Annotated in this window: 25 protein-coding genes; 12 read left to right on the top strand and 13 right to left on the bottom strand. The window is 71.6% G+C overall.

All coding sequences use genetic code 11. The annotated features are described in order from the left end of the window. Positions 1 to 38: 38 nt before the first annotated feature. Complete coding sequence (locus tag ACFYZJ_RS06090) at positions 39 to 755, top strand: transglycosylase SLT domain-containing protein (protein ID WP_388563316.1); 717 nt, start codon at positions 39 to 41, stop codon at positions 753 to 755. 99 nt (positions 756 to 854) lie between these two features. On the opposite strand, the gene ACFYZJ_RS06085 is transcribed toward ACFYZJ_RS06090, so the two are convergent. Continuing rightward, positions 855 to 3,371: an FHA domain-containing protein gene (locus ACFYZJ_RS06085; RefSeq protein WP_388563314.1), complete on the bottom strand. Its 2,517-nt coding sequence runs from the start codon at positions 3,369 to 3,371 to the stop codon at positions 855 to 857. 239 nt (positions 3,372 to 3,610) lie between these two features. On the opposite strand from ACFYZJ_RS06085, the gene ACFYZJ_RS06080 reads away from it, so the two are divergent. Both ACFYZJ_RS06080 and serB read left to right on the top strand, forming a co-directional pair. Beyond that, entirely contained in the window at positions 3,611 to 5,488 is a 1,878-nt protein-coding gene (locus ACFYZJ_RS06080) for a streptophobe family protein (RefSeq protein ID WP_388563401.1), read from the top strand. Positions 5,489 to 5,636: 148 nt separating this feature from the next. Further along, entirely contained in the window at positions 5,637 to 6,848 is a 1,212-nt protein-coding gene (gene serB / locus ACFYZJ_RS06075; RefSeq protein ID WP_388563312.1) for a phosphoserine phosphatase SerB, read from the top strand. An 82-nt stretch (positions 6,849 to 6,930) separates the two neighbouring features. Here the strand turns inward: serB and ACFYZJ_RS06070 are convergent, their stop codons facing one another. The 4 genes from ACFYZJ_RS06070 to ACFYZJ_RS06055 form a co-directional block, all read right to left on the bottom strand. Then, the gene (locus tag ACFYZJ_RS06070; RefSeq protein ID WP_388563310.1) at positions 6,931 to 7,449 is read right to left on the bottom strand and encodes a SixA phosphatase family protein; all 519 of its coding nucleotides are present in this window, start codon (positions 7,447 to 7,449) and stop codon (positions 6,931 to 6,933) included. A 153-nt stretch (positions 7,450 to 7,602) separates the two neighbouring features. Further along, positions 7,603 to 7,815 (bottom strand): hypothetical protein, encoded by a 213-nt coding sequence (locus tag ACFYZJ_RS06065; protein WP_388563308.1) that lies wholly within the window; start codon positions 7,813 to 7,815, stop codon positions 7,603 to 7,605. Positions 7,816 to 8,068: 253 nt separating this feature from the next. Continuing rightward, entirely contained in the window at positions 8,069 to 8,185 is a 117-nt protein-coding gene (locus ACFYZJ_RS06060; RefSeq protein WP_103844373.1) for an SGM_5486 family transporter-associated protein, read from the bottom strand. Between the two features lie 55 nt (positions 8,186 to 8,240). Continuing rightward, entirely contained in the window at positions 8,241 to 9,524 is a 1,284-nt protein-coding gene (locus ACFYZJ_RS06055; protein ID WP_388563306.1) for a CynX/NimT family MFS transporter, read from the bottom strand. A gap of 99 nt (positions 9,525 to 9,623) precedes the next feature. Here ACFYZJ_RS06055 and ACFYZJ_RS06050 point away from each other — a divergent pair, with 99 nt between their 5' ends. Continuing rightward, the gene (locus ACFYZJ_RS06050) at positions 9,624 to 10,313 is read left to right on the top strand and encodes a FadR/GntR family transcriptional regulator (RefSeq protein WP_388563304.1); all 690 of its coding nucleotides are present in this window, start codon (positions 9,624 to 9,626) and stop codon (positions 10,311 to 10,313) included. Between the two features lie 34 nt (positions 10,314 to 10,347). On the opposite strand, the gene ACFYZJ_RS06045 is transcribed toward ACFYZJ_RS06050, so the two are convergent. From ACFYZJ_RS06045 to fabG, 3 genes are all read right to left on the bottom strand, one after another. After that, positions 10,348 to 10,716 (bottom strand): hypothetical protein, encoded by a 369-nt coding sequence (locus ACFYZJ_RS06045; protein ID WP_388563302.1) that lies wholly within the window; start codon positions 10,714 to 10,716, stop codon positions 10,348 to 10,350. A 241-nt stretch (positions 10,717 to 10,957) separates the two neighbouring features. Beyond that, positions 10,958 to 11,725, bottom strand: coding sequence for an enoyl-ACP reductase FabI (gene fabI / locus ACFYZJ_RS06040; RefSeq protein ID WP_388563300.1), 768 nt, complete (start codon positions 11,723 to 11,725; stop codon positions 10,958 to 10,960). Between the two features lie 5 nt (positions 11,726 to 11,730). Continuing rightward, on the bottom strand, positions 11,731 to 12,450 hold the full coding sequence (gene fabG / locus ACFYZJ_RS06035) for a 3-oxoacyl-[acyl-carrier-protein] reductase (protein WP_388563298.1): 720 nt from the start codon (positions 12,448 to 12,450) through the stop codon (positions 11,731 to 11,733). A gap of 455 nt (positions 12,451 to 12,905) precedes the next feature. Between fabG and ACFYZJ_RS06030 the strand changes: the two genes are divergently transcribed. Beyond that, the gene (locus ACFYZJ_RS06030) at positions 12,906 to 14,429 is read left to right on the top strand and encodes a TldD/PmbA family protein (RefSeq protein WP_388563296.1); all 1,524 of its coding nucleotides are present in this window, start codon (positions 12,906 to 12,908) and stop codon (positions 14,427 to 14,429) included. Continuing rightward, on the top strand, positions 14,426 to 15,820 hold the full coding sequence (locus ACFYZJ_RS06025; protein ID WP_388563294.1) for a metallopeptidase TldD-related protein: 1,395 nt from the start codon (positions 14,426 to 14,428) through the stop codon (positions 15,818 to 15,820). The genes ACFYZJ_RS06030 and ACFYZJ_RS06025 overlap by 4 nt, the downstream gene beginning before the upstream one ends. Positions 15,821 to 15,882: 62 nt before the next feature. Here ACFYZJ_RS06025 and ACFYZJ_RS06020 read toward each other — a convergent pair whose 3' ends face one another. Next, a complete protein-coding gene (locus tag ACFYZJ_RS06020) occupies positions 15,883 to 16,158 on the bottom strand; it encodes a GlsB/YeaQ/YmgE family stress response membrane protein (protein WP_388563292.1) in 276 nt (91 codons plus the stop codon). Positions 16,159 to 16,425: 267 nt separating this feature from the next. On the opposite strand from ACFYZJ_RS06020, the gene ACFYZJ_RS06015 reads away from it, so the two are divergent. Then, positions 16,426 to 16,815 (top strand): DUF3099 domain-containing protein, encoded by a 390-nt coding sequence (locus ACFYZJ_RS06015; protein ID WP_388563290.1) that lies wholly within the window; start codon positions 16,426 to 16,428, stop codon positions 16,813 to 16,815. Between the two features lie 213 nt (positions 16,816 to 17,028). Next, a complete protein-coding gene (locus ACFYZJ_RS06010; RefSeq protein ID WP_388563288.1) occupies positions 17,029 to 17,247 on the top strand; it encodes a hypothetical protein in 219 nt (72 codons plus the stop codon). Between the two features lie 29 nt (positions 17,248 to 17,276). Here the strand turns inward: ACFYZJ_RS06010 and moaA are convergent, their stop codons facing one another. The 3 genes from moaA to ACFYZJ_RS05995 form a co-directional block, all read right to left on the bottom strand. Then, the gene (moaA, locus tag ACFYZJ_RS06005) at positions 17,277 to 18,266 is read right to left on the bottom strand and encodes a GTP 3',8-cyclase MoaA (protein WP_388563286.1); all 990 of its coding nucleotides are present in this window, start codon (positions 18,264 to 18,266) and stop codon (positions 17,277 to 17,279) included. A gap of 188 nt (positions 18,267 to 18,454) precedes the next feature. Continuing rightward, positions 18,455 to 20,074: a cation acetate symporter gene (locus tag ACFYZJ_RS06000; RefSeq protein WP_388563284.1), complete on the bottom strand. Its 1,620-nt coding sequence runs from the start codon at positions 20,072 to 20,074 to the stop codon at positions 18,455 to 18,457. After that, the gene (locus tag ACFYZJ_RS05995; RefSeq protein WP_388563282.1) at positions 20,071 to 20,427 is read right to left on the bottom strand and encodes a DUF485 domain-containing protein; all 357 of its coding nucleotides are present in this window, start codon (positions 20,425 to 20,427) and stop codon (positions 20,071 to 20,073) included. The genes ACFYZJ_RS06000 and ACFYZJ_RS05995 overlap by 4 nt, the downstream gene beginning before the upstream one ends. Before the next feature lie 286 nt (positions 20,428 to 20,713). Here ACFYZJ_RS05995 and ACFYZJ_RS05990 point away from each other — a divergent pair, with 286 nt between their 5' ends. From ACFYZJ_RS05990 to ACFYZJ_RS05980, 3 genes are all read left to right on the top strand, one after another. Further along, the gene (locus ACFYZJ_RS05990) at positions 20,714 to 22,243 is read left to right on the top strand and encodes a S8 family serine peptidase (RefSeq protein WP_388563280.1); all 1,530 of its coding nucleotides are present in this window, start codon (positions 20,714 to 20,716) and stop codon (positions 22,241 to 22,243) included. A 147-nt stretch (positions 22,244 to 22,390) separates the two neighbouring features. Next, entirely contained in the window at positions 22,391 to 23,788 is a 1,398-nt protein-coding gene (locus tag ACFYZJ_RS05985; RefSeq protein WP_388563278.1) for a CoA transferase, read from the top strand. A gap of 160 nt (positions 23,789 to 23,948) precedes the next feature. Beyond that, on the top strand, positions 23,949 to 24,941 hold the full coding sequence (locus tag ACFYZJ_RS05980; protein ID WP_388563399.1) for a CopD family protein: 993 nt from the start codon (positions 23,949 to 23,951) through the stop codon (positions 24,939 to 24,941). Positions 24,942 to 24,981: 40 nt separating this feature from the next. On the opposite strand, the gene ACFYZJ_RS05975 is transcribed toward ACFYZJ_RS05980, so the two are convergent. Beyond that, on the bottom strand, positions 24,982 to 25,692 hold the full coding sequence (locus tag ACFYZJ_RS05975) for a VIT family protein (RefSeq protein WP_388563276.1): 711 nt from the start codon (positions 25,690 to 25,692) through the stop codon (positions 24,982 to 24,984). Between the two features lie 194 nt (positions 25,693 to 25,886). Between ACFYZJ_RS05975 and ACFYZJ_RS05970 the strand changes: the two genes are divergently transcribed. Further along, positions 25,887 to 26,882 carry a DEDDh family exonuclease gene (locus tag ACFYZJ_RS05970; RefSeq protein WP_388563274.1) on the top strand — a complete coding sequence of 332 codons (996 nt, stop codon included), beginning with the start codon at positions 25,887 to 25,889 and terminating at the stop codon, positions 26,880 to 26,882. Positions 26,883 to 26,911 lie beyond the last annotated feature (29 nt).

Below are 26,911 nucleotides of genomic sequence, written 5' to 3'. Positions count from 1 at the left end.
AGAGCGACCTCCGCGCAATTCGAAGAGGTCAATCAGTAATGCCCAAGAACATTCTCGGTCGCGCTCGTGCGCTCACCCAGACCCATAAGCTCGCCATCGCCGGTACGGCCACGCTCGGTGCCGCGGCCCTCGCGTTCACCGCCGTTCCGAGCCAGGCGCAGACTCCCGCGCACGAGACGACCGTCGCGTCGGCCCCCGTGTCGGTCGGCAACCAGCCGGTCAAGCCCCTCAAGGTTGCCGTCACCGACCAGATGGCCGCCGCGGGCCTGAAGGCCGAGGCCATCGCCGCGAAGCAGAAGGCCGCCCAGGACGCCGTCAAGAAGCAGGCCCAGCACAAGGCCCAGCAGGCCGCCAAGCAGCGCCCGGCGCAGCAGCAGGCCGCGAACCGCTCCGCGCAGCGTCCCGCAGCGCAGCCGGTCGCCGCGAAGACCTACGGCAACAACCTGGACGGCTGGATCCACCAGTCCCTCGACATCATGCGGCAGAACGGCATCCCGGGTTCGTACGACGGCCTGTACCGCAACATCATGCGTGAGTCGTCCGGCAACCCGACGGCGATCAACAACTGGGACATCAACGCCCGCAACGGCATCCCCTCCAAGGGGCTGCTCCAGGTCATCGACCCGACCTTCCGCGCCTACCACGTGCCCGGGACCTCGTGGAACATCTACGACCCGGTCGCCAACATCACCGCCGCCGCCAACTACGCGGCGCACCGTTACGGCTCGATGGACAACGTCAACAGCGCGTACTGAGGCCGCGCGGACCTCGGTCGCACCGTCGCGTACGGTCACATGGAGCCGAAGGGCGGCACCCCTGCAGGGGTGCCGCCCTTCCCGCGTCGTACGGGCCGGTCACTTACGCATGACCTCGGGCTCGTGGCGGCGCAGGAAGCGGGCCACGAGGAAGCCGCAGACCACACCGAGGGCGATCAGGGCGATCATGTCCAGGGTCCAGGCCCCGGCCGTGTGGTTCCACAGCGGGTCGGTGCTGGTCGGGTCGTCCGTGTTGGGCGCGATGTTGTTGAAGTCCAGCGTCGCACCGGCGGCGGCGACCGCCCAGCGGGACGGCATCAGGTACGAGAACTCGTTGACGCCGAGCGTGCCGTGCAGGGTGAAGAGGCAGCCGGTGAAGACGACCTGGATGATCGCGAACATGACCAGCAGCGGCATGGTCTTCTCGGCGGTCTTCACCAGGGCGGAGATGACCAGGCCGAACATCATCGAGCTGAAACCCAGCGCCATGATCGGCAGGCACAGCTCGAACAGCGTGGCGTTGCCGAGGACGACGCCCTGTGCGGGGATCTCGCGGCTGGAGAAGCCGATCAGGCCGACCATGAGGCCCTGCAGCACGGTGATGACGCCGAGGACGAACACCTTCGACATCAGGTACGCGGACCGGGACAGGCCGGTGGCGCGTTCCCGCTCGTAGATGACCCGTTCCTTGATCAGCTCACGGACGGAGTTGGCGGCGCCCGCGAAGCACGCGCCGACCGCGAGTATCAGCAGGACCGTGGTGGCGGTGCCGTTCGGGACGTGGATGCCGGTCCTGGGATTGACCGGGTTGACCAGCAGGCCCCTGTTGTGGTCGATGAGCAGGCTCACCGCGCCGAGCACCGCAGGGAGGATCACCGTCAGCGCCAGGAAGCCCTTGTCGGAGGCGATGACCGCGACGTAGCGCCGGACCAGCGTGGCGAGCTGGGACAGCCAGCTCTGTGGCTTGGCCGGCTTGATCGCCTGCGGCGGCGGCATGTGCACCGACTGCGGGGCGACGGCGTCGATGTCCGCGGCGTACAACCGGTAGTGCTCCGAGCCCTTCCAACGGCCCGCCCAGTCGTAGTCGCGGTAGTTCTCGAAGGCGGAGAACACATCGGCCCAGGTTGCGTAGCCGAAGAAGTTCAGCGCCTCCTCCGGAGGGCCGAAGTAGGCGACGGAACCGCCCGGCGCCATCACCAGCAGCTTGTCGCACAGGGCCAGTTCGGCCACCGAGTGGGTGACCACGAGGACGGTGCGGCCGTCGTCGGCGAGCCCGCGCAGCAGCTGCATCACGTCACGGTCCATGCCCGGGTCGAGACCGGAGGTCGGCTCGTCCAGGAAGATCAGCGACGGCTTGGTGAGCAGCTCCAGGGCCACCGAGACGCGCTTGCGCTGGCCGCCGGAGAGGGAGGTGACCTTCTTGTCCTTGTGGACGTCCAGCTTCAGTTCGCGCAGCACCTCGTCGATGCGGGCCTCGCGCTCGGCGGCCGTGGTGTCGGCCGGGAAACGCAGTTTGGCCGCGTACTTGAGGGCCTTCTTGACGCTCAGCTCCTTGTGCAGGATGTCGTCCTGCGGCACCAGGCCGATGCGCTGGCGCAGCTCGGCGAACTGCTTGTACAGGTTCCGGTTGTCGTAGAGGACGTCGCCCTCGTTGGCGGGGCGGTAGCCGGTGAGCGCCTTCAGCAGCGTCGACTTGCCCGAGCCGGACGGGCCGATGACCGCGATGAGCGACTTCTCCGGGACGCCGAAGGAAACGTCCTTCAGGATCTGCTTGCCGCCGTCGACCGTGACGGTGAGGTGGCGGGCGGAGAAGGAGATCTCACCGGTGTCGACGAACTCCTCGAGATGGTCGCCGACCAGACGGAACGTCGAGTGACCGACGCCGACGATGTCGTTCGGGCCGAGCAGCGCCGAGCCGCCCTTGCCGATCGGCATACCGTTGACGAAGGTGCCGTTGTGCGAACCCAGGTCGCGGATCTCGAAGCGGCCGTCGGGCGTGGCGTGGAACTCGGCGTGGTGGCGGGAGACCTGGAGGTCGGAGACCACCAGGTCGTTCTCCAGCGCACGGCCGATGCGCATCACGCGGCCGAGGGCGAGCTGGTGGAACGTGGTCGGGCTGCGGTCGCCGTAGACCGGCGGCGCCCCCGCGCCTCCACCGGGACCCTGCTGCTGCGGGATCTGCACAGCCGCCTGCTGCGGCTGCTGCCAGGCGGGCTGCGGGGCCTGCGGCTGCGGAGCGGCCGGCTGGGCCCAGCCGGGGCCGGCGGCCTGGGCCGCGTACGGCTGCTGCTGGGGCCGGGCCTGCGGGGCGGCGACGGCGGCCGGGGCGCCGGACAGGGTCAGGCGCGGTCCGTCCGTCGGGTTGCCCAGGTGCACGGCGGAGCCCGGGCCGATCTCCACCTGGTGGATCCGCTGCCCCTGCACGAACGTGCCGTTGGTGCTGCCGTGGTCGTCGATGACCCAACCGCGGCCGTTGAAGCTGATCGTGGCGTGGCGCCAGGAGACCCTGGCGTCGTCGAGCACGATGTCCCCCTGCGGATCACGTCCCAGGGTGTACGTCCTGGACGCGTCGAGCGTCCAGCTGCGTCCGTTCAATTCCAGTACGAGTTCAGGCACTCCATGCCCCAGTGAGTTGTCCCCCGAATTGCCCCCATCACGGGGAGTCTAGGGATGTCGAACATCGTGGGGAACTATTTCAGGCACGGCCCTCTGACCGAAACTCGGGCCTGCCGACAGGGGCGTAGACGCACTGGTACGCGCGCCGTTGACGCGGCGGAAACCCGGTCGGAGAGTGGTAATCCACGCGAGGGGGGACATCCGCGGTGGATTGCCGCGGCGTGGATCGGGGGCTGACCATGGGCATCGAGGCCGCGCGGGACGGTGGGAGGCTGCCGTGGACGGACGTCCTGCTGTCCGCGATCGCCTCCGTGAGCTGGGCGTTGATCGGGATGGCGGGGACGGCGGCGCTCGGTCTTCATCTGCTGCGGGCGGACGCGGCGGGATCGCTCGGGCCGATGACCGCGGCGGTGGTGGCCCTTGGGGCGAACGGGACGGTGACACCGTCCGGCAACGTGTCGGCGTTCGGGCTGAAGGGCGCGGAAGCGAGCACCGCCATCGATATCACGCCACTCGGTGTGAGCCTGGTGGGTGCGCTCCTGCTGTGCTGGTTCTTCCTGCGGTCCTTGCGCGCGGCGGGAGTTGTGGTCGGCCTGTCCGAACTCCTCGTGCGCGCGGGCGCGGTGGTCGGGCTGTTCGTCGCGATGCTGGGCGGCCTGGCATGGGCCGGCCATGACGTCATCACCATCGACGGGGGCGCACTCGGGCTCGACGGTCTGCCGGGCGGGGGCGGCAGCGACGGCCTGAGCATCCCCGGCCTCGGCGACGTCGGGGGCCTGCTGCCGGACCGGGTCGGCGACCTGATCCAGGCTCGGGCCGCGGTCGGCTTCACCGTCGATACGGCGCCCACGCTGCTGGGGGGCGCCGTATGGGCGGCCGGTGTCCTGGTGATCGCGCTGCTCGCGTCCCGGCGTACACCGCTGCCACGCGGCTGGGAGGCGGTGCACCGGGTGGTGCGTCCGGCCGCGTCCGCGCTCGTCACGGTGTTCCTGGTGGCGGTGGTCGCCGGGCTCGCGGCCGCGGCGTACGCGGCGATCGGCGACGACCGTCCGGCGCGGATCGCCGGAGCGGCCCTGCTCGGCGCACCCAACGGGACATGGCTGGGCACGGCGGTCGGCCTGTTCGTGCCGTGGGACGGCAGGGCGGGCGGCGCACTGGTGAAGTTGCTGCCCGACCCGCTGGGCCGGCTGCTCAGCGTGGGGACGGACCAGCGGGTCACGGTGGGGCGCCTGGCCGATCTGGATGGCAGGGTGTGGCTGCTGACCGTCGCCGCCGCGCTCATGATGCTCTTCGCGGGCGTGCTGACGGCGGCGCGTACGCCACTCGTACGAGCCCGGGACGGAGCGGGCGACCCCGGTGTGTCCGGTGCGGTCGTACGGGACACGGGTCCGCTCGGCTTCGCAGGGCGGTGTGCGCTGCGGCTCGGGATCGTGACGGCGCTGGCGCTGCCGCTGCTGGTACGGCTGGCGGAGGTGTCGGTGGACGCCTCGCTGTCGGTACTCGGTTTCGACGCGTTCGGCGCGGCCATCGCGTTGCACGGGCAGCTGGGCATGGCGCTGCTGCTGGGTGCGGTGTGGGGCGCGGCAGCGGGGGCCGTCGGGGCGCTGCTGGCGTACGGGACCGGGGCTGCGGGGAGCCGGGCGGCGCCACTCGCGCGGGGGGTCGCGGGTCCGCCGGCACCCCCGCGGTACGCGCCGGTCCCGCAGTCGGCGGGCCCTTACACCCCGAGCAGGCCGTACCGCCCGCACAACCCGGACACGAACCCCTACCTGCGGCTGCCGGAAGGACTGCGCGAGCCGCAGGACGCGCGGCCGGGCAGCGCCGGGCCCGGAGCCGCGCCGCCTCGAAGCGCGCCGCGTGACGGCGCGCAGGGCGGGAGTGCCCCCACCGAAGATGCCCCGCCGGACGGCACCCCTGACGGCTCCGCTTCGGGATCCATGCCGTCCCCTCCCCCCGATGTCTACGGCGCGCCCACCGTGGTCCGGCCGATCGAGCCGCCGCAGCGGCCGGCCCGGCGGGCTCCGTCGTCCTCCGACCGGTGGCCGCCCCCACCGCCTCCCCCGCCTCCACCGCCGCCATCGCCTCCGCCGCCCGACCGGCCTCGCGGGCGGCGCTGACGAGCTGAGGTCCCCATCGGCCGCGCCGGTGGTCCGGGCTTTCGCGGCCGGTAACAAGGACGCCATCTGCCGGCAACGCAGTGTTCCCCGTCCGCTGGGCGGACCGGGCGGGCGGTGCGCGTGGGGTGCCGGATACGGTGGAAGCACCATGAGCGCTGTGCAGACCTCCGACGCCCCTACTCTCCTTGTCAAGATCTTCGGCAAGGACCGGCCCGGCCTGACCGCGGGCCTGTTCGACACCCTGGCCGCCTACCACGTCGACGTCGTCGACATCGAGCAGGTCGTCACCCGGGGCCGCATGGTGCTGTGCGCCCTGGTGACCGTGCCCCCGTCCGGCCTGGAGGGCGATCTGCGGGCCACCGTCCACTCCTGGGCGGAGTCGATGAAGATGCAGGCGGAGATCATCTCCGGCATCGGCGACAACCGCCCGCGTGGCCTCGGCCGCTCCCTCGTCACCGTTCTCGGCCATCCGCTCACCGCCCACGCCACGGCCGCGATCGCCGCCCGCATCGCGGCCGCCGGTGGCAACATCGACCGTATCTTCCGGCTCGCCAAGTACCCCGTGACCGCGGTCGAGTTCGCCGTGTCCGGCGTGGAGACCGAGCCGCTGCGCACCGCGCTGGTGACCGACGCCGCGGCACTGGGTGTCGACGTCGCCGTCGTCGCGGCCGGTCTGCACCGGCGGGCCCAGCGGCTGGTCGTCATGGACGTGGACTCCACGCTCATCCAGGACGAGGTCATCGAGCTGTTCGCGGCGCACGCCGGCTGCGAGGCGGAGGTCGCCGAGGTGACGGCAGCGGCCATGCGCGGCGAGCTGGATTTCGAGCAGTCGCTGCACGCGCGTGTGGCGCTGCTGAAGGGGCTCGACGCGTCGGTGGTGGACAAGGTGCGTGCCGAGGTCCGGCTCACTCCGGGCGCACGCACCCTGATCCGCACGCTGAAACGACTCGGCTTCCAAGTCGGCGTCGTCTCGGGCGGCTTCACCCAGGTCACGGACGATCTGAAGGAGCGGCTCGGCCTTGACTTCGCGCAGGCCAACACCCTGGAAATCGTCGACGGGAAGCTGACCGGCAAGGTCGTCGGAGAGATCGTGGACCGGGCGGGCAAGGCGCGGCTGCTGCGCCGGTTCGCCGCCGAGGCGGGGGTGCCGCTGGCGCAGACCGTGGCGATCGGTGACGGGGCCAACGACCTCGACATGCTGAACGCGGCGGGTCTGGGCGTCGCCTTCAACGCCAAGCCCGTCGTCCGTGAGGCCGCGCACACCGCGGTGAACTTCCCCTTCCTGGACACCGTCCTGTACCTGCTCGGGGTCACCCGGGAAGAGGTCGAGGCGGCGGACGCGCACGACGACGACCTCTGACGGCGTCGGATCGCTGCGGGCCCGGCACCGCTCGGTGCCGGGCCCGCAGCGATGCCGCGGGGTTCGGAGCTCTTCGGAGCTCTTACTCGCTGGGCGCCCAGTAGTCGAGCAGGGTGGCCGTGCCCGGCTCCAGCGCCTTCCAGGAGCCGTCGAAGGAGAGCACGGCGAAGGCGGCGGCCGGGAAGCCGCGCCGGCTCATCCGCTCCCGGGCATCACCCTCGGTCGCACCGGACAGGACGTCGGCGAGGCCCTGGACGCCGGGATTGTGACCGACCAGGATCACGTTCCGCATGTCGTCGGAGGTTTCGTTCAGCACGGCGATCAGCTCGCCGGGCGAGGCGTCGTAGAGTCGCTCCTCATAGACGGTTTTCGGTCGATGCGGCAGCTCCTGGACGGCGAGCTTCCAGGTCTCGCGGGTGCGGGTGGCGGTGGAGCACAGGGCCAGGTCGAAGGGGATGCCGGTCTCGGCCAGCCTGAGGCCGGCGGCGGCCGCGTCCTGACGGCCCCGGTCGGCGAGCGGACGCTCGTGGTCGGGAACCTGCGGCCAGTCGGCCTTCGCATGCCGGAAGAGGACAATCCTGCGGGGTTCTGCGGAGCTCATGAGTCCCAGCTTCGCATGAAACAGGCCAACGGGCGCAGGGAGTTGGCAGCGCCGGAACGTGCCTGCTCACCGGCCTCCCTCACCGCCCAGGCCCGCGGAAGAGCCCACCCCGTATGCCGCCCCCGGACGGCGTCACGACCCGGTCGGGTCGTGTCACTGCGCGTGGTGCGTCACCGCGTGCTGGATGCGCTCCAGGAGGTGGCTGAGCGCGGGGTCGCCGCCGGCGCCCGCGTCCACCGGGTTGAGTATCAGCCCCAGCAGGGCGATGAAGGCGAGCGTGGGCAGGGCGAGGGCCCACCAGCGCAGCCGGATGTCGACGCCGCCCGTGGTCGCCGGGTGGGGGCGGGTGTGCGTACGGGCCGACATGACTGCCTCCGTGGTCTTCGAGTGCTCCGTGGGCCGCGCCTCGCGGCCACATCTCGAAGGTACGGACGCGGCGGCCCTCAACCCATCCGGTGATCCACCCACTTGACCCTGACACTCACCCCCTAGGGGATGGGGGGCCAGCACCACCATGGACCGTCACCGGTGCGTGAACGGTGCTGCGATCGTCACGGTGACGCGACCGTCACGGTGACGCGACCGTCACGGTGACGCGATCGTCGCGGTGACGCGACCGTCACGGTGACGCGATCGTCGCGATGACGGCGATGATCGCGAAGATGGCGAAGAACGCGCCGAAGACGAGCAGCATCTTCTTCTGGCCGTTCTGGGGATTCGGTTCGAGCACGGGCATACGCCCAGTTTCGCACCCCTTCCCCGCCCGGGCCGCGGCGGGGGCGGTCCGTCGCTCAGCGCGTCGCCTCGTCCTCCACGATCCGGTCGCGTCCTGCCAGGACTCCCACCGCGATCTGCGGGACCATGAGCCCGGCCATGAGCGCGAGCGGCAGGCCCCAGCCACCGCTGTGCTGGTAGAGGACGCCGACCAGCAGCGGCCCGGGGATCGACAGCAGGTACCCGGTGCTCTGCGCGAACGCCGACAGTTTGGCCACGCCCGCGCCGGTGCGGGCCCGCATCCCCACCATGGTGAGCGCGAGCGGGAAGGCGCAGTTGGAGATGCCGAGCAGCACCGCCCACGCCCAGGCGCCGCCCGCCGGGGACCAGTACAGCCCCGCGTATCCGGCCAGACCGCACACGCCGAGCGCGATCACGATCGGGCCCTGGTGCGGCAGCCGGGCGGCCAGCCGCGGGATGACGAAGGCGAGGGGCACGCCCATCACCATCGTGACGGCCAGCAGCACACCGGCCCGGCCGGCGGGCACCCCGGCGTCGCGGAAGATCTGCGCCATCCAGCCCATCGTGATGTAGGCGGCCGTGGCCTGGAGCCCGAAGAAGACGGCCAGCGCCCAGGCGGTACGGCTTCGGGTGATCCGCAGCCCGTCGGGCTCCACGCGCGCGGAGGCGGAGGCGCTGTCCGCGGAACCGGCACCCTCCGCGCGGATGAACGGGGTCCAGGGCAGGATGGCCGCCGCCGCCAGTGCCCCCCACACGGCGAGCCCGGACTGCCACCGTCCGCCCAGAGCGTCGGTCAGGGGCACCGTGAGCGCCGCCGCGAGGGAGGTGCCCAGGGCGAGCGCCATGGAGTACAGGCCCGTCATCGAGCCCACCCGGTGGGGGAACCACCGCTTGACGATCACGGGCATCAGGACGTTGCTGACCGCGATGCCCATCAGGGCGAGCGCGCTGGCGGCCAGGAAGCCGGCGGTGTTCCCGGCGTACGGGCGGATCACCAGGCCGGCGGTGATCGCGGCCATTCCGGCGCACACCACGGCGCCCGGCCCGAAGCGGCGGGCGAGTCGTGGCGCCGTGACGCCGAAGACGGCGAAGCAGAGGGGCGGCACGGAGGTGAGCAGGCCCGCGACGCTGCCGCTCATGCCGAGCCCGTCGCGCACCTCTTGCAGGAGGGCCCCGAGGCCGGCGATGGCCGGCCGCAGGTTGAGCGCGCTGAGGACGATGCCGAGGACCAGCAGACGCGTCCGCCACGCGCGCGTGGCGGAGCCCTCGGCATCGGCCCGCTTCCGCAGGGAAACCGGCATCGGTGCGGACGTCGTCGTTCCGGTCTCTTCGGTTGCCATGCCCGCCATCATAGAATCATAGGATGATTGGTTGTCCATGGCGGCTGCGTTACCCTCCGATCATCCGGCCTCGCTCTCGGGCCCGCACGGAGGACCGTCATGCCGCTGAGCCACCCCCGCCGATCCGCGCTGTCCGAGCAGGTCATCGCCGAGCTGCGGAACCAGATCACCTCGGGCGAATGGCCGGTGGGCTCGCGCATTCCCACCGAACCCGAGCTGGTCGAGCAGCTGGGGGTCGCCCGTAACACGGTCCGCGAGGCCGTCCGCGCGCTCGCGCACAACGGTCTGCTGGACATCCGCCAGGGCTCGGGCACCTACGTGGTGGCGACCAGCGAGCTGGCGGGCGTGATGCACCGCCGGTTCGCCGACGCGGACCCGGACCACATCGCCGAGCTGCGCTCCACCCTGGAGTCGAGCGCCGCCCGGCTGGCGGCCGTGCGGCGCACCGAGCGCGACCTCAAACAGTTGGACGCCCTCCTCCTGCGCCGTGAGGAGACCTGGGAGTCCGGGGACGCGGAGGCGTTCGTGACCGCCGACGCGACGTTCCACCTGGCCGTGGTGGCCGCGTCGCACAACGACGTGATGACCGCGATGTACGCGGACCTGGGCGAGGTGCTGCGGGACTGGCTGCGCGGCGACGTCGGCGAGGAGCTCACGCCGGAGGGGTACATGGACCACTCGGCACTGGTCGACGCGATCCGCGCGGGCGACGCCGACGCGGCGGGCGCGGCGGCGGCGAGCTATCCGCGGATGTGCAGGCCGGGGCGCCCTGGGCCCGCCGACCGCTGATACACCACCGTCTCCTCCGGAGCTCGACTCCGGCTCACCTGCGGTGGCTGACCCACGCCGAGCGCACGGCCTCCCAGCAGCGGCCGGTCAGCCGTACCGTCATCGCGGGCCCCGCCTCGACCGGAGCGGTGTCGGTGTCGATGTCCCACCACTGGGCGCACTCGATGTGCAGGCTCACGTGATCGCTGTCCGGATTGGGGTTGTGACAGTAGGCGACGACGTGCGCACCGGTGACCCGCACCCGGCACTCGGCGCCGAAGGGCCCCGGGTCGGCGGACTTTCCGGCGTCCTCACGCGCGTGCGACGCCGTGTGCTTCCCGTGCGGCGGCAGGGCGTCGTACGGCAGGACCGTCACCAGGGCGAGGGAGAGGAAGGCCGGGGCGAAGCGGTGGGACAAGCGCACAAGGGAACCTCCTCGGCCGTGCGGCGTGCGGGGCGTGCGTTGCTCCCAGCGTGTGTCCCGGACGGTCCGGCACGCCCGGCCAGGTACTCCGAACGGGCGACGCCCCGCTCCCCGCGCGCAGCGGGAAACGGGGCGTCGGCCTCGTACGACCGGGCGATGCGGCCGCGCAAGCGATTGCGCAATCGCTTACGCGGGCCGAGAGGGCACGTTCCCGCGCCCTGCGGTGGACCCGCGGCGCGGCTCAGGCGCCGATGGCGTGCAGTCCGCCGTCCACGTGGATGATCTCGCCGGTGGTCTTCGGGAACCAGTCGCTCAGCAGCGCCACGACACCGCGGCCGGCCGGCTCGGGGTCCTTCAGGTCCCACTCCAGCGGCGCACGGGTGTCCCAGACGGAGGCCAGCTCGCCGAAGCCCGGGATGGACTTGGCGGCCATCGAGCCGATGGGGCCCGCGGAGATGAGGTTGCAGCGGATGTTCTGCTTGCCCAGGTCGCGCGCCATGTAGCGGTTGACGGCCTCCAGGGCGGCCTTGGCCGGGCCCATCCAGTCGTACTGCGGCCAGGCGTACTGGGCGTCGAAGGTGAGGCCGACGACCGAGCCGCCGTTCTGCATCAGCGGCAGGCAGGCCATGGTCAGCGACTTCAGCGAGAACGCCGAGACGTGCATCGCGGTGGCCACGGACTCGAACGGCGTGTTGAGGAAGTTGCCACCGAGCGCGTCCTGCGGGGCGAAGCCGATGGAGTGCACGACGCCGTCGAGGCCGCCCAGCTCCTCACCGACCACGTCGGCCAGCCGGTTCAGGTGCTCCTCGTTGGTGACGTCGAGCTCGATGACCTTGGTCGGCTTCGGCAGCTTCTTGGCGATGCGCTCGGTCAGCGTGGGCCGCGGGAACGCGGTCAGGATGATCTCGGCGCCCTGCTCCTGGGCCAGCTTGGCGGTGTGGAAGGCGATGGAGGACTCCATCAGCACACCGGTGATCAGGACGCGCTTGCCGTCGAGAATTCCGCTCATGGTGATCAGTGACCCATTCCCAGTCCGCCGTCAACGGGGATGACGGCTCCAGTGATGTACGAGGCGTCGTCGGAGGCGAGGAACCGCACCGTCGCGGCGATCTCGTCCGGCTGCGCGTACCGGCCGAGCGGCACCTGCGCCACGATGTTCTCGCGCTGCTCGTCACTGAGCGCGCGGGTCATGTCGGTGTCGACGAAACCGGGGGCGACGACGTTGAAGGTGATGTTGCGCGAGCCCAGCTCGCGGGCGAGGGAGCGGGCGAAGCCGACCAGGGCGGCCTTGGAGGCGGCGTAGTTGGCCTGCCCGGCCGAGCCGAGGAGTCCGACGACCGAGGAGATCAGCACCACGCGGCCCTTCTTGGCGCGCAGCATGCCGCGGTTGGCGCGCTTGACGACGCGGAAGGTGCCGGTGAGGTTGGTCTCGATGACGGAGGTGAAGTCCTCCTCGGACATCCGCATCAGGAGCTGGTCGCGGGTGACGCCGGCGTTGGCGACGAGGACCTCGACCGGGCCGTGCTGGGCCTCGATCTCCTTGTAGGCCTGCTCCACCTGCTCGGTGTCGGTGATGTCGCACTTGACCGCGAGACAGCCCAATTCCGTGAGGGCGGCCGGCGGCTCACCCGAGCGGTACGTGATCGCGACCTTGTCGCCGGCGTCGGCGAACGCGCGGGCGATGGCGAGGCCGATGCCCCGGTTGCCTCCGGTGACGAGAACCGAGCGGCTCAACGGATCACCCTTTCGTTAGCGGTCTGGAACCCCTGCAAGACAGGTGCCTTCGTCGAAAACCTATCGGTCCAGCCGCCCGCGCGGACAATCGGGCACCGACAGTGGCGTAGGGGACTCACTGTCGAGTCCCTACAGTCGACGCGGCAGAGTCAGCCCGCCGTACCGGGTGCGTACGCGGGCAGAGCCGCGCCCCTCGCCACCTCCAGCGTGCGGGCGAGCTCGGCGCGTGCGCGGAGCGGGTGTCGGAGGCGTCCGGAGATCCACCGACACTTCCCGCAGGGTCCCTTCGACGTGCCGCAGGTACTCGGCGTGGTCGTCACCGTAGGCGTCGGCCGACTTGGGCCACTTTCTCAGGTCACCGCCCGGGTCTGAGCCCATCCGTTTTCTCGGAAGACCCGGCGAGTGAGACGTGGTTCACTGCCTGCGACAGCCGTCACAGCGAAGGGATCGCACCCGTGCCCCATGAAGTCGATCAGTCGTTCCTGGCACTTCCCCTACGCCCCCTGGCCGACGCCGCGCTCGCCCGCGCGCGGTCGCTCGGCGCCGAGCACGCCGACTTCCGGTTCGAGCGGGTGCGCAGTGCCGCCTGGCGGCTCAGGGACGGCAAGCCCGCCGGGTCGTCGGACACGACCGACCTGGGGTACGCGGTGCGGGTCGTGCACGGCGGGACCTGGGGGTTCGCCTCGGGTGTCGATCTGACTCCGGACGCCGCCGCCAAGGTCGCCTCGCAGGCCGTGGCGATGGCCAAGCTGTCGGCTCAGGTGATCAAGGCCGCGGGGTCGGACGAGCGGGTGGAGCTGGCGGACGAGCCGGTGCACGCCGACAGGACGTGGGTGTCGTCGTACGAGGTCGATCCCTTCACCGTGCCCGACGAGCAGAAGACGGGTCTGCTGGCCGAGTGGAGCGGGCGGCTGCTCGCGGCGAACGGTGTCAACCACGTCGACGCGTCGCTGCTGACCGTGCATGAGAACAAGTTCTATGCCGACACCGCCGGGACCGTCACCACCCAGCAGCGCGTGCGGCTGCATCCGCAGCTGACCGCTGTGTCGGTGGACGAGTCCACGGGTGAGTTCGACTCCATGCGCACCCTCGCGCCACCGGTCGGGCGGGGCTGGGAGTACCTCACGGGCACCGGCTGGGACTGGGACTCCGAGCTGGCGCAGATCCCGGAGCTGCTCGCCGAGAAGATGCGCGCGCCGAGCGTCGAGGCCGGGGTGTACGACCTGGTGGTCGACCCGTCCAACCTGTGGCTGACCATCCACGAGTCCATCGGACACGCCACCGAACTGGACCGGGCGCTCGGCTACGAGGCCGCCTACGCCGGCACCTCCTTCGCCACCTTCGACCAGCTGGGCAAGCTGAGGTACGGCTCCGAGCTGATGAACGTCACCGGTGACCGCACCGCCGAGCACGGGCTCGCCACGATCGGTTACGACGACGAGGGCGTCGAGGCGCAGTCCTGGGACCTGGTCAAGGACGGGACGCTGGTCGGCTATCAGCTGGACCGGCGCATCGCGCGGCTCACGGGCTTCGAGCGGTCCAACGGGTGCGCGTACGCCGACTCCCCCGCGCACGTGCCGGTGCAGCGGATGGCCAACGTGTCGTTGCAGCCGGATCCGGCCGGGCTGTCGACGGAGGATCTCATCGGGGGCGTGGACCGCGGGATCTACGTCGTCGGGGACCGGTCCTGGTCCATCGACATGCAGCGCTACAACTTCCAGTTCACCGGGCAGCGCTTCTTCAGGATCGAGAGCGGGCGGATCACCGGGCAGCTGCGGGATGTCGCCTACCAGGCGACCACGACGGACTTCTGGGGCTCCATGGCGGCCGTCGGCGGTCCGCAGACGTACGTCCTCGGCGGCGCCTTCAACTGCGGCAAGGCCCAGCCGGGCCAGGTGGCGGCCGTCTCGCACGGCTGCCCGTCAGCCCTCTTCAGGGGAGTCAACATCCTCAACACCACGCAGGAGGCCGGTCGATGAGCGCCCGTACGAACAAGCCGCACGAGATCGTCGAGCGCACCCTCGAGCTGTCCCGCGCGGACGGGTGTGTCGTCATCGCCGACGAGCACTCCACCGCCAACCTGCGGTGGGCGGGCAACGCGCTGACCACGAACGGGGTCACGCGGGGGCGCACCCTCACCGTCATCGCGACCGTCGACGGCAAGGAGGGCACCGCCTCCGGGGTCGTCTCCCGCTCGGCGGTCACCGTGGACGAGCTGGAGTCGGTGGTACGGGCGGCGGAGGCCGCCGCGCGCGGCGCCGGACCGGCCGAGGACGCGCAACCGCTGGTCACGGGCGTGGCCGAGTCGGCGGACTTCACGGACGCGCCCGCCGAGACCTCCTCCGCCGTGTTCGCGGACTTCGCGCCGGCGCTCGGCGAGTCGTTCGCCCGCGCGCGTGCGGGCGGCCGTGAGCTGTACGGCTTCGCCAACCATGAACTCGTCTCCACGTACCTGGGCACGTCGACCGGGCTGCGCCTGCGCCACGACCAGCCGAACGGCACTCTGGAGCTGAACGCGAAGTCCCCCGACCGTACGCGTTCGGCGTGGGCGGGGCGTTCGACGCGGGACTTCAAGGACGTCGACCCGGCGGCGCTGGACGCGGAGCTGGCCCAGCGGCTGGCGTGGGCGCAGCGCAGGATCGAGCTGCCCGCGGGCCGCTACGAGACGCTGCTGCCGCCGACGGCGGTCGCGGACCTGCTGATCTACCAGCTGTGGTCGGCATCGGCCCGGGACGCGGCCGAGGGCCGCACGGTCTTCAGCAAGCCCGGCGGCGGGACCCGCGTCGGCGAGAAGCTCTCCGAACTGCCGCTGACCCTGCGCAGCGATCCGAATGAGCCGGGCCTGGAGACACCACCGTTCGTCGTCGCGCACTCCTCCGGAGACGACATGTCGGTGTTCGACAACGGGCTGCCGCTGCAGGCCACCGAGTGGATCGGCGGCGGAGAGCTGAAGCACCTGACGACCACCCGGCACACCGCGGCCCTGACCGGGCTGCCGCTCGCGCCCGCGATCGGAAACCTGATCCTGGACGGGGGCTCCGACCGCTCCCTGCAGGAGATGGTCGCGGACACCGAGCGCGGGCTGCTGCTGACCTGCCTGTGGTACATCCGCGAGGTCGATCCGGCGACCCTGCTGCTCACCGGACTGACCCGGGACGGTGTCTATCTCGTGGAGAACGGCGAGGTCACCGGGGAGGTCAACAATTTCCGGTTCAACGAGTCCCCGGTCGGCCTGCTGGGCCGCGCCACCGAGGCGGGCCGTACGGAGAAGACGCTGCCGCGCGAGTGGAGCGACTGGTTCACCCGGGCTGCCATGCCGCCGGTGCGGGTGCCGGACTTCAACATGAGCTCGGTCAGCCAGGGCGTGTGACCCCGTAGGGCACGGCGCAGGAAGGAGGGGCGGTCCCGTGGTGGGCCGCCCCTTCCCGTACGTCATGCCCCCTGTCTGCTGCCCCTGCGTGTCATGTACGCCATCTCGCCGACGAAGACGAGGAGGACCGCGGCGGCGAGCTGGAGGCCGTGGCGGCCCCAGTCGATGCCCGGAGTGGCGGCGATGCCGATGGCGCGGGCGACGGCGTTGCCGACGAGGCCGCCCATCGTGCCCATGAGGGTGGTCAGCCACAGCGGGCTGTGCTGCTTGCCCGGCAGGATGACCTTGGCCAGCAGGCCCAGCACGAATCCGACGATGATCGCCCACAACCAGCCCATGGCTGCCTCCTCGGCTCCTCGTACGGTCGTACGGCTCGACGTGAGACGTGAGCGGTACGCCCAGTCTCGGGCCGCCCGCCGTACGGCGCATGTCGGGATCACCCGTGCGCCGGGAGCACGACGCGTTCGCGCAGGCAGCAGGCGCCCCGGTCTCGATGGCGGACGGGGCGCGGCGTAACGTGGTGAGTGTTCGGGCTCGGGTCCTGACCGGCTATACGGCAGGTACGGGCCGAGGAGGGTCCGGGACAGACGGGGTGGTGCGGTGTGATGCGGAAGCGGAGCGGCGGCGGCCAGGTGTTCCGGATCACGGGCGCCCGGCAGGGGCTCGAGGCGGACGTGCGCGGTCGGCAGCGCCGCTATGTCGTGTCGATGAGCATCCGTACGGTGTCGGTGATACTCGCGGCCACCCTGTGGAACGTGGAGCGGCCCGTCGCCATCATCGCGCTCGTGCTCGGCGCTGTACTGCCCTACGTCGCCGTCGTCATCGCGAACGCGGGACGTGAGAACGCGCCGTCGCTGCCGTCGACGTTCATCGATGTCCCGGTACGTCCGATGATCGCGCCGCCGCCGGCGGACGACTCGAAGGAATCCGGCCAGAACGGCGCCCCGGCGGAGCCGGTGGCCGGAGTCCCGGGCGAACCGCGCGAGCGGACCTGACCACGGCGGATGCCCGGGAAGCGGAATCGCACCCAGCACCAAGCTCAGGAAAAGCTCAGATCAATCATGTTGTTCCGGTGCCGGGTAGTGGGTTACCCGTGACATACTTCGTACGCGCTCCGCATCCCCCGTCGGAGCGACAGACCGACGCCGGGCAGCTCCCCCCGTGGCTGCTCGGCGTCGCCTTTTGTGCCGTGGCTGTGAGACGAAGCTGTGACTGAAGAGAATCCGATCTGCTCCGCCAAGGGATGCCGTGCCGACGCCGTGTGGGTGCTGGCGTGGAACAACCCGAAGATCCACACGCCGGAGCGCCGCAAGACGTGGCTGGCGTGCGAGGAGCACCGGGAGCATCTGTCGCAGTTCCTCGGTGTGCGGGGGTTCCTGAAGGACGTCGTCAAGCTGGAGGACTGGGAAGCGCCCGAAGGCGCCTGACGCTCCAGCGGCCGTTCCGGGGGTGCCCCCTACCCCCCGATCGCCGACATCGGCCGGTCGGGCTGGACGAATGACGGGTCGTCCAGGCCCGCGCCCGCCTTCTTGCCCCACATCGCGAGCCGCCAGATGCGGGCGATCTCCTCGTCCGGGGCGCCGGAGCGGAGTGCGCCGCGCAGGTCGGTCTCCTCGGTGGCGAACAGGCAGGTGCGTATCTGGCCGTCGGCCGTCAGGCGGGTGCGGTCGCAGGCCGCGCAGAACGGGCGGGTGACGGAGGCGATGACGCCGACGCGGTGCGGGCCGCCGTCGACCAGCCAGCGTTCGGCCGGGGCCGAGCCGCGCTCCCCGGCGCCCTCCGGGGTCAGCCGGAAGCGGGTGCGCAGCGAGGCGAGGATGTCCCCGGCGGTGACCATGCCCTCGCGCTTCCAGCCGTGCTGGGCGTCCAGCGGCATCTGCTCGATGAAGCGCAGTTCGTAGTCGTGCTCGATCGCCCAGGCGAGCAGGTCCGGGGCCTCCTCGGCGTTCAGGTCCGGCATGAGGACCGCGTTGACCTTGACCGGGGCCAGGCCGGCCTCCCTGGCGGCCGTCAGGCCGTCGAGAACGTCCTGGTGGCGGTCCCTGCGGGTGAGGGTCTTGAAGACGTCCGGGCGCAGGGTGTCCAGCGAGACGTTCACCCGGTCCAGGCCCGCCGCCTTCAGGGCCGCCGCCGTGCGTCGAAGGCCGATGCCGTTGGTGGTGAGGGACATCTGGGGGCGGGGCCGCAGGGCCGCGACCCGCTCCACGATGCCGACCAGGCCGGGGCGCAGCAGCGGCTCGCCGCCGGTGAAGCGGACCTCCTCGATGCCCAGCGACGTGACCGCGATGTCGATCAGGCGGACGATCTCGTCGTCCGTGAGCAGGTCGGGCTTGGCCAGCCACTGCAGGCCCTCCTCGGGCATGCAGTACGTGCAGCGCAGATTGCACCGGTCGGTCAGCGAGACCCTGAGGTCGGTGGCCACCCGGCCGTAGGTGTCGATGAGCACGTCGGCCCCCTCCCTCGTCGTGGATCAGCCATTCTGCGTCACCCGAACCGTCCTCTGCGAGCCTACGTGACACCACTGACAACGGCAGCAGCCCGATCCCCCGAGGAACGACGCGGCCGCGTCGTAGGACCCTACGATCCTGGGCGACGCGGCCGTCGGCGAGAGGTGGATCTCGGGAGTGGCGGAGCTCAGTGCGCCCCGGCGCCGGTCAGCGACCGCACCTCCAGTTCGGCGTACTTGCCGGCGTCCGGCTCCTCCTTCGACAGCAACGTGCCGAGCCAGCCCAGCAGGAAGCCGACCGGGATGGAGATGATGCCCGGGTTGTCCAGCGGAAACCAGTGGAAGTCGACCTTCGGGAACATCGACGTCTCCTTGCCGGAGACCACCGGCGAGAACAGCACCAGGCCGACGGCGGTGACCAGGCCGCCGTAGATCGACCACAGGGCGCCGGACGTGGTGAACCGCTTCCAGAACAGGCTGTAGAGGATCGTCGGCAGGTTGGCGGAGGCGGCGACCGCGAAGGCCAGGGCGACCAGACCGGCGACGTTCAGGTCACGGGCCAGGGCACCGAGCACGATGGAGACGGCACCGATGCCGACCGTCGCCCAGCGGGCCGCGCTCACCTCCTGCTTCTCCGTGGCGGTGCCCTTCTTGATGACGTTGGCGTAGATGTCGTGCGCGAAGGACGACGAGGAAGCCAGGGTCAGGCCCGCGACGACGGCGAGGATCGTGGCGAAGGCGACCGCCGAGATGGTGGCGAGCAGGATCGCGCCCCAGTTGGAGTCCACCCCGCCGAGGTGGAGGGCCAGCAGCGGGGCCGCCGTGTTGCCCGCCTTGTTGGAGGCGATGATCTCGTCCGGCTTGATCAGCGCGGCGGCGCCGAAGCCGAGGGCGAGGGTCATCAGGTAGAAGGCGCCGATGAGGCCGATCGCCCAGTTCACGGACTTCCGGGCGGCCTTGGCGGTGGGCACGGTGTAGAAGCGGATCAGGATGTGCGGCAGACCGGCGGTGCCCAGGACCAGGGCGATGCCGAGCGAGATGAAGTCCAGTTTGGTGGTGCCGGTGGCGCCGTACTTCAAGCCGGGCTCCAGGAAGGCGGATCCCTTGCCGCTGTTGTCGGCGGCCTTGCCGAGCAAATCGGAGATGTTGAAGTGGAACTTCAGCAGCACCAGGAAGGTCAGCAGCAGGGCACCCGCGATCAGCAGGACCGCCTTGACCATCTGCACCCAGGTGGTGCCCTTCATGCCGCCGATGGTGACGTACACGATCATCAGCACGCCGACCAGGGCGACGATGCCGATCTTGCCGCCGTCGCTGGTGATGCCGAGCAGCAGCGAGACCAGGACGCCCGCGCCCGCCATCTGCGCCAGCAGATAGAAGATCGACACGACGATCGTGGAGGTGCCGGCCGCCGTGCGGACCGGGCGCTGGCGCATGCGGTAGGCGAGGACGTCACCCATGGTGTAGCGGCCGGAGTTGCGCAGCGGCTCGGCGACCAGGAGCAGGGCGACCAGCCAGGCCACCAGGAAGCCGATGGAGTACAGGAAGCCGTCGTAGCCGAAGAGGGCGATGGCGCCCGCGATGCCGAGGAAGGACGCGGCGGACATGTAGTCGCCGGAGACGGCGAGGCCGTTCTGGAAGGCGGTGAACTGGCGGCCGCCCGCGTAGAAGTCGGCGGCGTTCTTCGTCTGGCGGCCCGCCCAGACGGTGATGACGAGGGTCGCGGCGACGAACACCGCGAACAGGGTGATGATCAGTGGCCGGTGCTTGCTCGCCTCACCGGCGGCCAGGACGAGTGCGGGGCTCATGCGTCGCCCTCCATCCGGGACTTGATGGCCTCGGCCTTGGGGTCGAGTTCGGCGGCGGCGTGCCGCGCGTACCACCAGGCGATCAGGAACGTGGTGAGGAACTGGGCGAGGCCGAGCACCAGGGCGACGTTGACGTTGCCGAAGAGCTTGGTGCCCATGAAGTCGCCGGCGTAGTTCGACAGCAGGACGTAGACGAGGTACCAGGCGATGAACGCCACGGTCAGCGGGAAGGCGAACGAGCGGTGGGAGCGGCGCAGTTCGGCGAACTCGGCGCTTTGCTGGACCGCGCCGAACTGCTCGGCGGACGGCAGGACGTGTTCGGCCTTCGAGGGGGGAGGTGCGTCGGTGGCCACGGGGTCTCCTCGCGTAGCGGGTGGGGTGACGGCGATCACGTAACCGAATGCGACCGTAGCGCGCCGGAACGTGATCCGACAGGGCGCCCTCGACCGTGCTCGGGCTCCCTGTCCTGGGTCACGGCGCCGCGCGGGGGCCGGTTCAACTCCCCTTTTTTCTTTCGCTTGAACTTGTTGCCGGTCCGATGGGGCGACGGATAGCTTCACCCTGCACCACCCGTCATGTACCTGCCGGACATCACCCGTGTTCCGGCCGGTTCACGTATCCGGACGATGTGGAGACCCCATGGCTCATCGCCGTTCCAGACGCCGGCTCGCCCTCGCCGTACCGGTCGTGCTGTCGCTCACCGCCTCGCTCGGCTTCCTGCCCAGTGCCGCGTCCGCCGCGCCGCGCACCGCCACCACCGCACAGACCGCCGAGGGACCGGAACTCGTCTACGTCGTCAACACCCGGACGGACCGTCACACGCTGTCGACGGTCCAGCAGGCGATAGCCGCGGCCGGCGGCACGATCGTGGTGACGTACGACAAGATCGGTGTGATCGTCGCGCACTCCGCGAATCCCGACTTCGCGCGGACCCTCCGTGCCGTCCGCGGAGTGCAGTCCGCGGGCGCGACCCGGACCGCGCCGCTGACGGCCGCGGGCACGACGGACGAGGGCGCCGCGCAGTACCTGACGAAGGCGGAGGCGGCGAAGATCACGAAGGCCTCGGCGACCACGGACGGAAGCGAGCCCCTCGAGGCCGACCAGTGGGACCTGCGCGCGATAGGCGCGGACAAGGCCGCGAAGATCAACCCGGGCAGCCGCAACGTCACGGTCGCCGTCATCGACACCGGCGTCGACGACACGCACCCGGACCTCGCGCCGAACTTCTCCGCGTCACAGTCCGCGAACTGCGTCGGCGGCAAGGCGGACACCTCCTACGGCGCCTGGCGGCCGGCGAAGCCCGAGCACTACCACGGCACCCACGTCGCCGGCGAGATCGCGGCGGCCCGCAACGGCATCGGCGTCGCCGGTGTCGCCCCGAACGTCAAGGTCTCCGCCATCAAGGTGGCCGACCCGGTCAACGAGCTCTTCTACCCCGAGAGCGTCGTCTGCGCGTTCGTGTTCGCCGCCGACCACGGCGTCGCGATCACGAACAACAGCTACTACGTGGACCCGTGGCTGTACAACTGCATGGACGACCCGGACCAGCGGGCCATCGTCGACGCGGTCAACCGCGCCCAGCTGTACGCCCAGCGCAAGGGCACCCTCAACGTCGCCTCGGCGGGCAACTCCAACGACGACCTGGACTCGCACGCCCTGGTCGACGCCTCCAGCCCCGACGACTCCACCGCGGTGACCCGCACGGTCGACCCGCACGAGTGCTTCGACGTGCCGACCCAGCTGCCCGGCGTCGTCACGGTCAGCGCGACGGGCGTCGCCAACGCCAAGTCGTACTACTCGAGTTACGGCGACGGTGTGATCGACGTCGCGGGCCCGGGCGGAGACAAGTACCAGATCCCGGACACCCCGTCGAAGAACGGCCGCATCCTCTCCACGATGCCGAACGGCCAGTACGGCTTCCTGCAGGGCACGTCGATGGCGTCGCCGCACGTCGCGGGCGTGGCCGCGCTGCTGAAGTCCACGCACCCGTGGGCGACCCCGGCCCAGCTGCAGGCGCTCCTCAAGGCGCAGGCGGACAACCCGGGCTGCCCGACCGCCCCCTACGACGGCAACGGCGACGGGGTCGTCGACGCGACCTGCGTGGGCGGCGAGCGGGTGAACGGGTTCTACGGCTTCGGCATCGTCAACGCCCTGCGTGCGGTGAAGTAGTCGCCGACGGTCAGTCCGCGTGATCGCCGACGGTCGGACCGCGTAGTCGCCGACGGTCGGACCGTTCCCGAAGCCGCGCAGATGGGGCCGGGCCGACGCACGGCCCCTTTGCCGTGTTGATCCTGTCCACACGGCATAGTGCCCACCATGACGGACACAGAAGTGGCGTGGGCGGCGCTGGGCGGCGATCCCGCACTGCTGCCGAGGATCACGACGGTCGTACGGGAAGGCGCGCTGCCCTCGCGTCTGCCCGTACGTGAGGTCGCGCGGGCCTGTGTGGGGGCGTGCGCGCTGGCCGCCGCCGAGTGGGCGGCGCGGCGGGCGGGGCTGCCGGAGGTGCCGCGGGTGCGGGTCGACGACGGGGCTGTGGCGACCGCCTTCCACAGCGAGCGGCATTTGCTGGTCGACGGCCGGGAACCGGTCAACTTCGCACCGCTGTCCCGGTTCTGGCCCACGGCGGACGGCTGGGTGCGCACGCATGCGAACTACCCGCACCACCGGGAGCGTCTGCTCTCCGCCCTGGGACTGGCGGCGGACGCGTCCGTGGACACCATGGCCGCCGCGCTCGCCGAGCGGCCGGCCGTCGAGGTGGAGGAGAGCGTGTACGCGGCCGGCGGGCTCGCGGTGGCGCTGCGCACGCCTGCGGAGTGGGCGGCGCACGAACAGGAGCGTGCCATCGCCGGGCACCCGCTGGTGAGCCGTGAGCGGCTGGACAAGGCGCCCGTACGTCCCCTCGTGTCGCTGGACGGTGACCCGCTGCTGCCTCTGGCGGACCTCCGCGTCCTGGACCTCACGCGGGTCATCTCGGGCCCCGTGGCCACCCGCACGCTGGCGCTCCTCGGCGCGGACGTCCTGCGTGTCGACAGCCCCCGTCTGCCCGAACTCCCCGACCAGCACGCCGACATGGACATCGGAAAGCGGTCCGCCGCCCTGGACCTGACGGCGTCCGCGGACCGGCGAACCTTCGAGGAGCTTCTGGCGCGGGCGGACGTCGTCGTGACGGGCTACCGGCCGGGCGCGCTCGACCGGTTCGGGCTCTCCCCCGAGGAACTGGCCGGGCGACGGCCCGGTCTTGTGGTGGCCCAGTTGTCGGCGTGGGGCGCGTACGGGCCGTGGGGCGGACGGCGGGGCTTCGACAGCCTGGTGCAGGTCGCCACCGGCATCGCGGTGGCGGAGGGGTCGCCCGAGCGGCCGGGCGCGCTGCCCGCTCAGGCCCTGGACCACGGCACGGGGTACCTGCTGGCCGGTGCGGTCCTGCGGTCCCTCACCGAGCAGACCGAGGAGGGCGGGACGCGGCTGGTACGGCTGGCGCTGGCACGGACGGCGGCCTGGCTGACGGACGGGACGGTCCGGGACGCCGGGGGCGCCGAGCAGGTGTACGCCGGCCCGCGTCCCTGGCTCACGGAGACCGACAGCCCGCTGGGCCGGCTGCGGTACGCCCTGTCGCCGGTCCGCTTCGCGGGCGGGCCCGTCGACTGGGCGCGTCCGGCGGGGCGGTGGGGGCAGGACCCGGCGCGGTGGCAGCCGGGACCCTTCGGGAGCTGAGTCACCGACGGCAGGAACGTGCCCCTGGGCGGAATGCGTTCCCTCAGTTGATTGACTTCGGTTGCCCGGTTCTGTACTGACTGGCGAAGATTCTGACGTGGCCTCGACACGTCCCGCAGCCCAGCCCGACGGCTCGGACCCCGCCTCCGAGACGGCACCCGTGCCCGCCCCGGTCACCGAGCCCGTCCCGCATCCCCCGGCCCGCCGGGCCGTCGCCGCGCTCGTCCTGGTGGCGGCCGGCGCCCTGATACCGCTCCTCGGCCCCTCGGCCGCGCTGCACGGCACGGGTGAGGCGGCCGCGCCGGGGGCCGGTGGCATCGGCCTGCTGCGTGCGGTGCTGTTCGCGGCGCTGTGCATACCCGTGGGCGAGTTGTTCGTCGCCCGCCTGGCGCGTCGCACGCCGGGTGCGCCCATGGCGGACGGGCCGCGCAGTTGGGCGCCCTGGGCGGCCGCTGCGGGTTTCGTCGCGGCCCTGGGACTCGCCTCCGTCGTGGCCACCGGCAACCTGGTCCCACGGCGGCTCGCGCAGATCGACGTCGGCGGGCTGTACCGGACCCGGGACGGCTCGCTGGCCCTGCTGGAGGTGAACGCGTTCCTCGTGGCCGGGCTGTGCGCCCTGTCGCGGCGACCGTCCCTCCAGGTGTGGCCGCTGACCGCGGTGGCCGTCGCGGAGGCGCTGCGCGCCCACCCCACCACCGAGCACTCCCCCCTGGTCGGCTCCGGCCTGACCCTGGTTCACCTCGGCTGTGCGGCGCTGTGGTCGGGCGGTCTGCTGCACGCCCTGCGGCTGCTGCGGCACTGGCGTACGGCTCCCGGAGCGGGCGCCGCCCTGCTGGGCCGCTACGCGCGCGTGGCGGCCGTTCTGCTCACCGCGATCACCGCGACCGGAGTGTGGAGTTCCTTGCGCCGTATGCCGCCGGACACCGTCCTCGACCAGTTGACGACGACCGCGTACGGCCGCACGCTGCTCGCCAAGCTGCTGCTGGTGGCCGTCGTCGCCGCGCTCGCCCTGGCCGCCCGGCTGCGGCTGCGGCGCGCCACCGACCCGCTCGGCGCCTGTGTGCCCGCGCGGGCGGAGCTGGTGGTGCTGGGCCTGGTGGTCGCGGTCTCGGGCCTGTTGACGGCGCTGCCGCTGCCGATCCGCTGGTCTTGACCGGACAGCGGTGGCGAGGCGGTCTTCCCCGATGCGCGGGTCATACACCCGCCGCCCCCAGCAACGTCCCGGCGGCATAGGTGATCCCCATCGCCAACGCGCCACCCAGGACGTTGCGGGCCACGGCCCGGCCCGGCTTCGCCGCGCCCAGGCGGGCGCTCGTCCAGCCGGTGATGACGAGTGCGGCCAGGACGGACACGACCGTCACCGGCAGGCGCACCGCGGCCGGTGGCAGCACGATCGCCAGCAGCGGGAGCAGGGCGCCCACCGTGAACGCCAGGAAGCTCGCCCAGGCCGCGTGCCACGGGTTCGTCAGCTCGTCGGGGTCGATGCCGAGTTCCACGCGCGCGTGGGCGCGCAGGGCGTCGCGCGCCGTCAACTGCACCGCCGCCTCGCGGGCCACGTCCCGGGACAGCCCGCGCTGCTGAAGTATCTCGGTGAGTTCCTGGAGTTCGGCCTCCGGCTGCTCCCTCAGTTCCCGCCGCTCCAGGGCCAGGGCCGCCTTCTCGGAGTCCCGCTGGGTCGACACCGAGACGTACTCCCCCGCCGCCATCGACAGGGAGCCGGCCAGCAGCCCGGCGAGTCCCGCCGTCAGCAGCGTGCCGCGGTCGGTCGTCGCCCCGGCGACGCCGACCACCAGGCCCGCGGTGGAGACGATGCCGTCGTTGGCGCCGAGGACCGCCGCGCGCAGCCAGTTGAGCCGCGAGCCGAGCGCGCCGCCGTGTGCCTCGTCGTGCGTGGGTTCCATCACATGGGGAGGATGGCACCACAGGAGGCGGATGGCACCACGGGCGCGCCCGTCACCAGCTGCCCTGACAGGCCCTCAGCCACGGTGTCGTCAACTGGCGTGAACCGACTCGACGGTTGTGCGCCCGGCGCGTGCGGACCGCGGCCCGCGGGTGGGGGTCGCGGGGCTGTCGGTGGTGGCCCGTATCCTCAGTGACCATGCTCGAAGACCGCACGACCGCAGCGTCGCCGACCGCCTGGCCGGCCGCGTATCCGGAGGGGTACGCGGTCGTCGACGTGGAGACCACCGGACTGGCCCGGGACGACCGGATCATCTCGGCCGCCGTCTACCGGCTGGACGCGCGCGGTGAGGTCGAGGACCACTGGTACACGCTGGTCAACCCGGAGCGCGACCCGGGGCCGGTGTGGATCCACGGTCTGACGAGCGAGACCCTCGAAGCGGCGCCCCTGTTCCGGGACATCGCCGAGGAGTTCGCCGCCCGGCTCGACGGCCGCGTCCTCGTCGCGCACAACGCGGTCTTCGACTGGCAGATGATCGCCCGGGAGTACGCGCGCGCGGAGCGCGAGGCGCCGGTCCGTCAGCGGCTGTGCACGATCGCGCTGTCGAAGGAGCTGCGGCTGCCGCTGGCCAACCACAAGCTGGAGACGCTGGCCGCGCACTTCGGGGTGGTCCAGCAGCGGGCGCACCACGCACTGGACGACGCGCGCGTGCTGGCCGAGGCGTTCCGGCCGAGTCTGCACGCGGCCGCCCGGGAGGGCGTCCGGCTGCCGCTGCTGGAGTGCCGCCCGCTGACCGAGTGGTCCGCCGGCCCCACGGTGCCCCGCCAGTCCTCCGGGGGGTACCGCCCGAGCAGTTGGCGCCCCTCCCGCAGGCGCCCCGCCTGCCCCTACCCCAACCCGGGGCGGTACGAGGAGGGCAAGCGGCTCAAGCAGGGCATGCGGGTGGCGTTCTCCGGGGACACCTCGGTCGACCGGGAGCTGCTGGAGGACCGTGCCGTCGAGGCCGGGCTGCACGTGGCGACGAGCCTGTCCCGGCTCACCAGCCTGCTCGTCACCAACGACCCCGACTCGGGCACGTCCAAGACGGTGAAGGCGCGACAGTACGGCACACCGGTGATCGACGAGGCGGCGTTCGGGCAGCTGCTGCGGGACGTCGAGCCCGCGTCGGAAGGCGGGACCCGTGCGGACGGGTGATTGCGCCGCGACTCGCCCGGCGCCCGCTC

It is taken from the genome of Streptomyces sp. NPDC001848, assembly GCF_042891915.1.
Classification (GTDB): Bacteria; Actinomycetota; Actinomycetes; order Streptomycetales; family Streptomycetaceae; genus Streptomyces.
The sequence above is the reverse complement of the archived record's forward strand: the minus strand, read 5'-3'. Positions and strand labels throughout refer to the sequence as shown.